Origin of the sequence: Micromonospora sp. NPDC048842 (assembly GCF_040649935.1) — a bacterium.
GTDB classification, from domain to species: Bacteria; Actinomycetota; Actinomycetes; order Mycobacteriales; family Micromonosporaceae; genus Micromonospora; species Micromonospora hortensis.
This window is the reverse complement of sequence record NZ_JBEZGK010000025.1, coordinates 85,054-93,156: the sequence shown is the minus strand read 5'-3', so window position 1 is coordinate 93,156 and position 8,103 is coordinate 85,054. Positions and strand designations below refer to the sequence as shown.

The 8,103-nt window shown below is 69.9% G+C and carries 13 protein-coding genes; 8 read left to right on the top strand and 5 right to left on the bottom strand.

Annotation, left to right across the window (positions count from 1 at the left end; all coding sequences use genetic code 11):
- Positions 1–206: 206 nt before the first annotated feature.
- Positions 207–647 carry a (deoxy)nucleoside triphosphate pyrophosphohydrolase gene (locus AB0C19_RS27495; RefSeq protein WP_357189937.1) on the bottom strand — a complete coding sequence of 147 codons (441 nt, stop codon included), beginning with the start codon at positions 645–647 and terminating at the stop codon, positions 207–209.
- Between the two features lie 183 nt (positions 648–830).
- Between AB0C19_RS27495 and AB0C19_RS27490 the strand changes: the two genes are divergently transcribed.
- Entirely contained in the window at positions 831–1,139 is a 309-nt protein-coding gene (locus AB0C19_RS27490) for a 4a-hydroxytetrahydrobiopterin dehydratase (RefSeq protein WP_238687712.1), read from the top strand.
- On the opposite strand, the gene AB0C19_RS27485 is transcribed toward AB0C19_RS27490, so the two are convergent.
- Positions 1,126–1,590 (bottom strand): VOC family protein, encoded by a 465-nt coding sequence (locus AB0C19_RS27485; RefSeq protein ID WP_330438933.1) that lies wholly within the window; start codon positions 1,588–1,590, stop codon positions 1,126–1,128. The genes AB0C19_RS27490 and AB0C19_RS27485 overlap by 14 nt on opposite strands.
- A 114-nt stretch (positions 1,591–1,704) precedes the next feature.
- Here AB0C19_RS27485 and AB0C19_RS27480 point away from each other — a divergent pair, with 114 nt between their 5' ends.
- From AB0C19_RS27480 to AB0C19_RS27455, 6 genes are all read left to right on the top strand, one after another.
- A complete protein-coding gene (locus AB0C19_RS27480; RefSeq protein WP_357189934.1) occupies positions 1,705–2,589 on the top strand; it encodes a LysR family transcriptional regulator in 885 nt (294 codons plus the stop codon).
- The gene (locus AB0C19_RS27475) at positions 2,586–3,341 is read left to right on the top strand and encodes a class I SAM-dependent methyltransferase (RefSeq protein WP_357189932.1); all 756 of its coding nucleotides are present in this window, start codon (positions 2,586–2,588) and stop codon (positions 3,339–3,341) included. Before AB0C19_RS27480 ends, AB0C19_RS27475 begins: the two co-directional genes overlap by 4 nt.
- Positions 3,342–3,351: 10 nt before the next feature.
- Positions 3,352–3,714: a PH domain-containing protein gene (locus AB0C19_RS27470; RefSeq protein ID WP_030337500.1), complete on the top strand. Its 363-nt coding sequence runs from the start codon at positions 3,352–3,354 to the stop codon at positions 3,712–3,714.
- Between the two features lie 223 nt (positions 3,715–3,937).
- Positions 3,938–4,669, top strand: coding sequence for a class I SAM-dependent methyltransferase (locus AB0C19_RS27465; RefSeq protein ID WP_357189930.1), 732 nt, complete (start codon positions 3,938–3,940; stop codon positions 4,667–4,669).
- Positions 4,670–4,769: 100 nt separating this feature from the next.
- Positions 4,770–4,970 (top strand): hypothetical protein, encoded by a 201-nt coding sequence (locus AB0C19_RS27460; protein ID WP_357189928.1) that lies wholly within the window; start codon positions 4,770–4,772, stop codon positions 4,968–4,970.
- Between the two features lie 80 nt (positions 4,971–5,050).
- Positions 5,051–6,328: an MFS transporter gene (locus AB0C19_RS27455; RefSeq protein WP_357189926.1), complete on the top strand. Its 1,278-nt coding sequence runs from the start codon at positions 5,051–5,053 to the stop codon at positions 6,326–6,328.
- Here AB0C19_RS27455 and AB0C19_RS27450 read toward each other — a convergent pair.
- The 3 genes from AB0C19_RS27450 to AB0C19_RS27440 are packed head-to-tail and all read right to left on the bottom strand — an operon-like array spanning position 6,312 to position 7,563.
- Positions 6,312–6,755, bottom strand: coding sequence for an SRPBCC domain-containing protein (locus tag AB0C19_RS27450; RefSeq protein WP_357189924.1), 444 nt, complete (start codon positions 6,753–6,755; stop codon positions 6,312–6,314). The two genes, AB0C19_RS27455 and AB0C19_RS27450, sit on opposite strands and share 17 nt — an antisense overlap.
- 2 nt (positions 6,756–6,757) lie before the next feature.
- Positions 6,758–7,108 carry a metalloregulator ArsR/SmtB family transcription factor gene (locus AB0C19_RS27445; protein ID WP_357189922.1) on the bottom strand — a complete coding sequence of 117 codons (351 nt, stop codon included), beginning with the start codon at positions 7,106–7,108 and terminating at the stop codon, positions 6,758–6,760.
- Positions 7,105–7,563, bottom strand: a complete 459-nt coding sequence (locus AB0C19_RS27440) for an SRPBCC domain-containing protein (RefSeq protein WP_357189920.1) — start codon at positions 7,561–7,563, stop codon at positions 7,105–7,107. Before AB0C19_RS27440 ends, AB0C19_RS27445 begins: the two co-directional genes overlap by 4 nt.
- Positions 7,564–7,677: 114 nt before the next feature.
- Between AB0C19_RS27440 and AB0C19_RS27435 the strand changes: the two genes are divergently transcribed.
- Positions 7,678–8,052 carry a VOC family protein gene (locus AB0C19_RS27435; RefSeq protein ID WP_357189918.1) on the top strand — a complete coding sequence of 125 codons (375 nt, stop codon included), beginning with the start codon at positions 7,678–7,680 and terminating at the stop codon, positions 8,050–8,052.
- Positions 8,053–8,103: the final 51 nt, after the last annotated feature.

Genomic DNA, 8,103 nt, shown 5'->3' with positions numbered 1-8,103 from the left:
TGATCAGCAGAGCGGGCAGGAGCAGCAGGTAGGGCAGGCGGTCCACCCGGCGAGGGCGCCGCGCGGGGGGGGGCCCCCCCCCCGCCCCCCGTCCCACGTCCGCCCCCGGCCCCCGCCCCCGGCCCCCGGCCCCGACCCCCGGCCGCCCCCGTTGATCATGAAGTTATTGCCACGACACGCCGCCGGCGGTGGCAATAACTTCATGATCAACGTGAGGTGAGGAGGGGGCGGAGGGCGGCCACGATGGGGGCGTCGGCGGGGAGCCAGGTGACCGAGTCCAACTCGTCGGCGGTGAGCCAGCGGAGCGCCTCGTGCTCGAGCGCCTGTGGCTGGTCGCCGCCGAGCAGGCGGGCCGCGTACACCTTGAGCACCGAGCGGCCGTGCGCCATCCGTACGTTGCGGCCGACCCGGTCGCCGATCTCGACGCGTACGGCCAACTCCTCGGCGCACTCCCGGATCAACGCGTCGGTCTCGGCCTCCCCCGGCTCGACCTTTCCGCCCGGAAACTCCCACATGCCCGCTACCTCGGGTGGTGCGGAACGCGCACAGGCGAGCACTCGCCCATCCCGGATGATCGCCGCACCGACGATCACCTTCAGGTCCCGTCGTTCGGCCTGCCCGCCATCATTCGCCCGTTCGGTCCGCACGGGCGTCCAGGGTGCCAGATCAATCGGCGGTTTGGGTACCGTAGCCGTCCGCTAGGCCAATAAGACACGGAAGTGTGGGCGTGGACACCCCCTCCGAGCAGCGAGAGACTAGGAGCCACCGACAAGACACGGGATGGCGACGATTTGGCCACAAGCCGGCAACGGCGCTTGGGGGGTGCGGTGATGCGCGTGCTGTTCAGCAGCAGGGCCAAGCACGACTACCTTTCCGACGCGTTGACCTTGCTATCTGGTTGGACGCGCGAGGGCGAGCAGATCCGACGAACGCTCGTGATCGACGATACCCAACACGCCGCACTAACTGAACGGGTCAAGGTCGTCGCGGATGCGCTGCATCTGCGGCCCGAGATCAGCCGCCGGGCCGACAGCACCCAGATCCGGGTCGGGCACGGCAGCGGCGACCCGCTGACCGAGGGCGAGGTGTTGTTGGCCGCCCGCATCGAGGACGCCTACCGGGCGGTCACCGAGGCCTGACGACCGTCTCCGAATCCGATCCGGCGTCCTGCGGGTACCAGCGCAGCTCCACCGAGTTGCCGTCCGGGTCCCGCACGTAGATCGAGGTCGCCGAACCGCGCGCGCCGAACCGGCTGACCGGCCCGGTCAGCACCGTGAAGACCCCCGAATCGATCACCTGCGCCCAGTCCAGTGGTGCCACCACCAGGCAGAAGTGGTCCACGTTCGCGCCCTGCGGCTCACCGTGGACGAGGTCGATGATGCTGTCGGGGCTGATCCGCACCGACGGGAACGGGACGGTGCCCGCACGCCACTCGTCGACCCGCACCGGCGCCAGCCCGAGCCGGCCGCAGTAGAAGTCCAGGGACCGTTCCACGTCGGCGACGGTCAGCACCAGGTGGTCGAAACCGGTTACCCGCATCGCGCTCACGCCTCCTCCAGGCAGGTCGCTCAGGTAGTCGTCAACGCTCATGTCGGAGCCCTTCGCTTGGTTTTCGCTGGCCCATTCACGATCCTCGGACGAGGGGCGTCGACCAAGACCCGATGCCGCTACGATCGTTGCCCACAGGTCAACGATGGGAACGATGTGCTGGAGCGGTACGAGGTCGAGACGTTTCTGACCCTCGCGGACGAACTGCACTTCGGCCGGACCGCCGAGCGGTTGACAGTCAGCACCGGCCGGGTCAGCCACATCGTGAAGAAGCTGGAGCGCCGGATCGGCGCGCCGCTGTTCGCCCGCACCAGTCGGGTCGTCCGGCTCACCCCGATCGGCCGGCAACTCGCCGACGAGTTGGCCCCGCTGGTCGCCGAGATGGACGAGGCCGTCCGCCGCGCGACCGACGCCGCCCGGGGCGTGACCGGGACGCTACGGGTGGCCTTCCTCGGCGAGTGGACCGCGCCGGTACTGCTCCGGGCGGTGGCCCTGTTCGGTGAACGGCACCCCGACTGTCGGGTGGAGGTGCACGAGGCGCAGTTGTCCACCACCCGATCGGGGTTGCTCGACGGCTCGACAGACGTGTTGATCGCTTCGTACCCGTTCGACGGGATGGCCACCGGCACGGCGCTGCTCTCCGAGGACCGGGCGCTGGCGGTAGCGGCAGGTCACCCACTTACCCGGGAGCGGTCGGTGTCGTTGGAGGTGCTCGCCGACCACCCGGTGGTGCAGTACCCGACGGTGACCTCGGTGGAGTTCAAGCGGGACCGCACCCCGGAGCGCACCCCGTCCGGCCGGGCGGTGCCAAAGGGGCCCGCCGGGAACACCTTCTCCGAGATGCTGTCCCTCGTCGCCCTGGGCCGGGGCGTCCTGCCGGTGGGCGAGCACACGCGGCATTACTACCCGCGCCCCGACGTGGCGTACGTGCCCATCCACGACGCGCCACCGATCGAACGAGGGCCGGTCTGGCTGCCCAGCAACACCACCACCCGGGTACGCGAGTTCGTCCGCGCCGCTACCGACGCGAACCCCCGATGAGGCACGCCGAGTTTCGCCACCACCGGCTGGTCCAGGTGTACGACGCGGAGTGCCGGTGGGGGCCGGACGACGACTTCTTCCAGGCGGTGGTCGACGAGACCCCGGCCGCCCGGGTGCTCGACCTCGGCTGCGGCACCGGCAGGCTGACCGTCGCCCTCGCCGCCGCCGGGCACACAGTCACCGGAGTGGACCCGGCCGGCGCGTCAGTGGCCGCCGCCCGTGCCAAGCCCTGTGGTGAGCGGGTCACCTGGCTTGAGGGCACCTCGGCGCTGCTGCCGGATCGGGCGTTCGACGTGGCGGTGCTGACCAGCCACGTGGCGCAGTTCTTCGTGGACGATGCGGAGTGGGCGCGTACCCTCGCCGACCTGGCCCGGGCGCTCGTGCCCGGCGGCCGGTTGGTGTTCGACGCCCGCGACCCGGCGGACCGTCGCTGGGAGCTGTGGAACCCGGTGGATTCGCACCGGCTGGTCACGCTGCCCGCCGGCGGCGAGGTCCGCGCGTGGACCGAGGTCACCGGGGTACGCGACGGAGTGGTCGACTTCACCCACCACTACCACTTCGACGACGGGGAAGAGATCCTCAGCTCGGCGACGGTGCGCTTCCGCACCGAGGTCGAGCTGCGCACCTCCCTGACCAGGGCGGGCTTCATTGTGGACACTGTTCACGGGGGCTGGCGCGGCGAGCCCGTCGGCCACGGCGACGGCGAGTTCGTGGTCCTCGCCCGGGTGGGCCCGTTGGCACCGGTTTTCTAGCCTGGAGCACATGGCGAACATCGCGTACGACCGCAAAGAGCAGGTCCAGCAGATTGAGAGTGGCCTCCTCGAAGGCGAGCAGATCATCGCCGTCTACGACGCCGTCGGCACCGGCACCGGGTTCATCGGGCTGACGGACCGCCGCGTGATCATTCAGGACCGCTCGTTCGTCGGCAAGCGGTTCGCGATCACCAGCATCCCGTACTCGAAGATCACCAGCGTGAGCGTGGTCAGCAACAAGTCGTGGGGTGGTTCGTTCTTCTCCACCGGCGCCATCGCCATCCACGTCGGCACGCACACCTACGAGGTGGAGTTCCGTGGCGCGCAGAAGAGCCACCACGTGCACAACGTGATCCTGCACCACATCTCCTGACCGCACGTACCGTCGTGGGCCCGGCTGGCGTAATTGCCTTGCCGGGCCCACGGCGTCTCTGGTGTCCTCGGTCGACAGCCACGCGAAGGGAGCAGCCATCATGCCCAACACGACGAAGTCCCCCGAACCAACAGTCATCCGACCCGAGGAATCGAGACTTCGTGAGCAGGTTTGTTCCCTTGGCGCTGCTGGGCGCCACTGACCCCAACCCCGGAGGCCGCTGATGTCGGTCTTCGACGATCCCGGCCTCTTCGGCCGGCTCTGGGCCGCCGACTACGACGGCCCAGGCAACCCCGACCCCGCGCCGGCGGTGGACTTCCTGGCCGATCTGGCCGACGGGGGTCCCGTTCTCGAACTGGCGATCGGCACCGGCCGGGTCGCACTGCCACTGGCCGAGCGCGGTCTCGCCGTGCACGGTGTCGAGGCGTCCGAGGAGATGGTGGCGCAGTTGCGGGCCAAGCCCGGCGGCGACCAGATCCCGGTCGTCGTCGCCGACATGGCGGACGTGCCGGTGGCCGGTGAGTTCCGGCTCGCGTACCTGGTCTTCAACACCCTGTTCAACCTGGTGGACGCCGAGCGGCAGGCGGACTGCTTCCGCAACGTCGCCCGGGTGCTGTCGCCCGGCGGCGCGTTCGTCATCGAGACGTTCGTGCCCGACCCGCGCAGCTTCGACTCGGACGAGCAGGTGCAGGTGCGTGAGGTCACCGAGGACTCCGCGACGATCCGCCTGCACCGGTACGACAGGCCGGCGCAGCGGTTCGTCCGGCAGACGATCACGTTCGACGCGGACGGTGTGCACCTGAAGCCGTTTGCCATGCGATACGCCTGGCCGCACCAGATCGACGAGATGGCGCAGCAGGCCGGGCTCCGGCTCACCGAGCGGTACGCCGACTGGCACCGGCGACCGTTCCAGGCCGACAGCCCGTCGCACGTCTCCGTCTACCGGGCGGAGTAGCGGTTTGATCGGCTCGGGTTCCGGAAAGTCGGTGTGTCATCGCGCCGACGTCAAGGAACCCGAGTCGATCTCCCGCCGCCCCCGGAAGTGAGAGGCCGCCATGAGCAAACGAGCCGTCCAGGTAGTCCTGGCCCTGTCGGTCGTCCTGATGGTCACCGGAATCGTCCTCAGGGTGGCCGGGGACGGCGGGGCCGACACCGCCGGAACGGTGGCGGTGTCGCTCGCCTCGGTGGGTTCGATAGTGGCGAGCATCGGCTCGTCCTTCGGCGCCGCCCGCGGAAACGACGGCCCGCAACGGTGACCCGGCTTTCACCCTCGGTTTGATTCTGCTGGTAGCAGTAGGTGTTGATCCCCAGGGCGCGCGCCTGGTGAGCTGGCAGCATGCCGGATGCCGCCCGATTTCCGCGCTCCTCGCCGTACTGGCCGGTGCTCAGTCACCCTCAGCTCCGGCGCGTCCTGCCCGGGCTCGCCGTCTCCGCGTTGGGCGACGGCATGGCCGTGGTCGCGGTGACCTGGCTCGCCATCCAACTCGCCCCGCACGGTCAGCGGGGTATCTGGATCGCGCTGGCCATGGCGGCGTACACGCTGCCCAGCGCGGCCGGGACTGTCGTGTTCGGCCGGTTGCTGCGTGGGCGCGGCGGCGCGCAGCTCGCCGGGTGGGATGCCATCCTGCGAGCCAGCGCGCTCGCGGCGATCCCCCTCGCGCACGTCGCCGGTGTGCTCACCATCTGGCTGTACGTGGTCTTGCTCGCCGCCTCGGCGCTACTGCACTCGTGGGGTTCCGCCGGCCGGTTCACCCTGATCGCCGAACTGCTGCCGCAGCGACACCATCTGCCGGCCAACGCGGTACTCAGCACCATCGGAGGGTTCGCCATCATCGTCGGCCCGCCGCTGGCGGGCATTCTGATCAGCTGGGCGGGGCCGGTGTGGGTCATCGCCTTGGACGCCGCCACCTTCGCCGCGCTGGCCCTCACGTACCGTCTCGCCCTACCCGCCAACGGCGGACCCGCACGGTCCGAGCGCGACGCCTCGCGGACGGCCGGTTTCGCGGTCATCCGCCAGAACCCCGCCCTGCTGGGCCTGCTGGTGCTGAGCCTCGGGTTCTTCTTCCTCTTCGGACCGGTGTACGTGGCGATGCCGATCCACATCACCGACGACCTGCACGCCTCCGCGACGCTGCTCGGCGCGTACTACACCGCGTTCGGCATCGGCGGTCTCGCCGGAGGTCTGGTCGCCGGTTACCTTCGCCGTTGGCCACTGCGAGCCACCACCATCGGCATCGTCGTCGCGTTCGGCGTCGCCATGCTGCCGCTCGGCCTGGGGGCACCCGTCGGCGTGTCGTTGCCGGCGTTCGCCCTGGCGGGCCTCATCTGGGCCCCGTACATGTCCACGTCGATGGCGCTGTTCCAGCGCAGCACGTCGACCGACCAACTGCCCGCGGTGCTCGCCACGAACGGTGCCATCCTCGTGCTGGCGGTGCCACTGGGCACCATTCTGGGTGGGCCACTGGTGGCTGCCGTCGGCCCCCGACCGACGCTGCTGCTCTGCGCCGTGGCCATCGTGACCCTCGGCCTGGTCACCGGGGGTGTCGCTCTCTCACGGCGGAGCGCGCGAACCCCCGGCGATCCGGCCGGCACCAAGGTCAGTGCCCGTCGCTGATCTGGACGTCGTTCGGCGCCGGCCGGCCACGTCCCGTCTCCACCAGCTCCTTGAGACTCATCAGGAAGATCGCCCACTTGGTGCTGCACTCGTGCATGAGTTCGGTCGGCGCACGCCAACCCGCGTGCGTGAAATCGACGATCGTGTACCGGCCTCGCTGGCCGAGCCGCCAGCCGATCTCGGTACCGATCCACTCCTCGGGGCCGCCGACGACCCGCCACCGCACCCGGCCATCCGGGTCCAGCTCAAGGATCTCCAGGTCGAACCCGCCCTCGTCACCGAAGTGGACGGCCAACTGCCCGCCGACCTCACTCTTGCCGGTCGTGTCGACCGACCACCAGCCGGCGACGCCCTCGGGGGTTGCCACCGCCCGGTAGACGTCGGCAAGCGGAGCGACGACGCCGACCTGGTGCAGGATGTCCACCATCTTCAGCCTCCCTGGTTGTTGGTGCGGTGGCGTTCGATCGTCTCGGCGATGCGCTTGATCCGGCGCAGGCGGGCGTCCCAGGTGGAGCCGACCGCCGACAACTGGGCGACGGCGCGGGCGAGTTGTGCCTCGTCCACCTGGTAGTGACGCTCGCGACCGGCCGGCTCGGCGTGGATCAGCCCCACCCGGTCGAGGACCGCCAGGTGCTTCGAGACGGCCTGACGGGTGACGGGTAGCCGTCTGCTCAACGAGGTGGCCGTGCCCGGCCCGTCAGCGAGAAGAAGATCGATCATCGTACGCCGGATCGGGTCGCCGATCGCCGACCACAGCTCGTCGTCGACCGCCGCGCTCACGCTGTCGCGACCAGCCGCGCGACGTACTCGCCCAGTCGGGGCATGTAGTGGTCCCAACCGTTCTCGTGGTCGCGGTACTGCTCTTCCAGGACAGCGACCTCCCAACCCAGCTCGCGGAACCCGGTCTCGGTCATCCGGATCAGCGTCCCGGCGCCGCTGGGCACCAGGTCGAAGGTGACGAACAGCGCCTGCCCGCTCCGGTCCGGCTCGGTGAAGCACCACCGGAAGGAGAACCGCTTTGGCGGGTCGACCTCGACGACGGCGAGCGCGACGGTCTTCGTCACGCCGGTGTCGGCGTCGCGCCAGACCAGCTCGCCGGGCGCACCGGCGACCGACTCGAACCGCGCGTCGTCGGGCCACCACTCCCGCATGTGCTCGGGTTGGCTGACCACCTCGAAGACGACCTCGGGGGACGCGTTGACGTGGATGTCGCGTTCGATCGTTCCCTGTTCCATGCCCACAACCTTTCGCAACCTTTGGTTGCACTCAACCTACGACAGCTCGCAGCCATCGCGCAACCTTTCGTTGCACGTCGCGGTTTCGTCGTACCCGGGGTGCACGATCGGCGCATGTCTGAGCCATCGCCCCACCGACACCACGCCATCGACTACGTCGAGCTCACGGTGACCGACCTCGCCGTGGCCAAGCGGTTCTACGCCGACGCGTTCGGCTGGCAGTTCAACGACTACGGGCCGGAGTACGCCGGCATCCGCAGCCCACACGGTGACGCCGCGCCCGAGGTCGGCGGTCTCCGTGTGGACAGGGAGGTTCGGGCGGGCGGCCCGCTCGTGCTGCTCTACTCCAGCGACCTGGACCGGTCCGTGCAGGCCGTCAAGGAGGCCGGCGGTCAGGTGGTGAACGGACCGTACGAGTTCCCCGGTGGCCGGCGGTTCCACTTCACCGACCCCAGCGGCAACGAGTTGGGCGCCTGGGCCGAGCAGTAGGACGCCGAGGTCGCCCGGGCGGGGGTGATCGTCGTCGCCAGCTCCGGCAGA

Bases quoted from the DNA above. Each gene is read 5' to 3' on its own strand.
- AB0C19_RS27470 (WP_030337500.1), top strand. From the start codon at position 3,352: ATGGCGAACATCGCGTACGACCGCAAAGAGCAGGTCCAGCAGATTGAG.
- AB0C19_RS27490 (WP_238687712.1), top strand. From the start codon at position 831: ATGCGCGTGCTGTTCAGCAGCAGGGCCAAGCACGACTACCTTTCCGAC.
- AB0C19_RS27440 (WP_357189920.1), bottom strand. From the start codon at position 7,563: ATGGAACAGGGAACGATCGAACGCGACATCCACGTCAACGCGTCCCCC.
- AB0C19_RS27455 (WP_357189926.1), top strand. From the start codon at position 5,051: ATGCCGGATGCCGCCCGATTTCCGCGCTCCTCGCCGTACTGGCCGGTG.
- AB0C19_RS27460 (WP_357189928.1), top strand. From the start codon at position 4,770: ATGAGCAAACGAGCCGTCCAGGTAGTCCTGGCCCTGTCGGTCGTCCTG.
- AB0C19_RS27465 (WP_357189930.1), top strand. From the start codon at position 3,938: ATGTCGGTCTTCGACGATCCCGGCCTCTTCGGCCGGCTCTGGGCCGCC.
- AB0C19_RS27485 (WP_330438933.1), bottom strand. From the start codon at position 1,590: ATGAGCGTTGACGACTACCTGAGCGACCTGCCTGGAGGAGGCGTGAGC.
- AB0C19_RS27435 (WP_357189918.1), top strand. From the start codon at position 7,678: ATGTCTGAGCCATCGCCCCACCGACACCACGCCATCGACTACGTCGAG.
- AB0C19_RS27475 (WP_357189932.1), top strand. From the start codon at position 2,586: ATGAGGCACGCCGAGTTTCGCCACCACCGGCTGGTCCAGGTGTACGAC.
- AB0C19_RS27450 (WP_357189924.1), bottom strand. From the start codon at position 6,755: ATGGTGGACATCCTGCACCAGGTCGGCGTCGTCGCTCCGCTTGCCGAC.